Genomic DNA, 900 nt, shown 5'->3' with positions numbered 1-900 from the left:
GCAACTGGCGCTGCAGTAGTAAATGTTCCAGTGTCGGCCGTCAATGCGATGGCTCGCATTCCCGCCGTGTCAGGCAACTCGTCGGTCGGCGCTTTCGCTGTAACCGCAGACAGTTCCGCGAAGATCCCAGCGATTTCGGGATCCTCGAACGTGACTGCCGTCAAGGCGACGGCTTCCTCGCTCGCGCCGATCCCTGTGGTTCAGGCAAACAATGGTCCGACCATCTCGGCGTACACGACGTTCTCGAAGACGGTGGGTTCCGGGGTGACTATCACGTTGCCGACTGCGAACGTCGGAGACCTGTGGGTTATCGCCATGGGCACGGTGTCAGGCCAGATGGGATCAACTCCCGCCGGATGGACAAAGCGTCTCGGAAACGGTTCATGGAATGACACATCCATTGAGGTGTGGACTCGCACGAAGGTTGCAGGTGACCCTGCAACGATCACAACGACAGCAAACGGATTCACGGACGACATCCCTGCCGAAGTGATTGCTATGACGGTGACCAACCAGACCGGCGTGAACGCATCGTCGAGCGTGTCGGCGAGTACATCTACCTCGACAACGCCTCATCCCACGCCCGCAATCACCACGACAGTGGCGAAGACGGTACTCATCCGCATGGTGTCGGCCGGTCCACAGACGGCAGCGCACACGTGGCCCGTCGGGACTACGCCGATAGCTTCGGTGGTCAATGGAACCTCCGGCGCGCTGAGTGTCGCAGTGCAGACCGCAGATACCTCCGGATCCCAAGCGGCTGTAAATGCTACTCCAAGCACCGGGTCGAAGTATTCGTCTGGAACGATCGCAATCGCGCCCGTCTGATTCAGCTGAAACAACCGGACAACTAAACGCACCACAGCACCGACAAGGCGCCTCTCGCAAACTGGCGGGGGG

The 900-nt window shown here is 60.0% G+C and carries 1 protein-coding gene; it reads left to right on the top strand.

Going from position 1 to position 900, the window contains the following annotated elements; genetic code table 11:
- A partial coding sequence (locus tag M1L53_RS33055) for a hypothetical protein (RefSeq protein WP_261949516.1) occupies positions 1–828 on the top strand: 828 nt, incomplete at its 5' end.
- Between the last annotated feature and the right edge of the window lie 72 nt (positions 829–900).

Origin of the sequence: Rhodococcus sp. T9N (assembly GCF_024436645.1) — a bacterium.
GTDB lineage: Bacteria > Actinomycetota > Actinomycetes > Mycobacteriales > Mycobacteriaceae > Rhodococcus_F > Rhodococcus_F qingshengii.
This window is presented reverse-complemented; position numbering and strand designations above follow the sequence as displayed.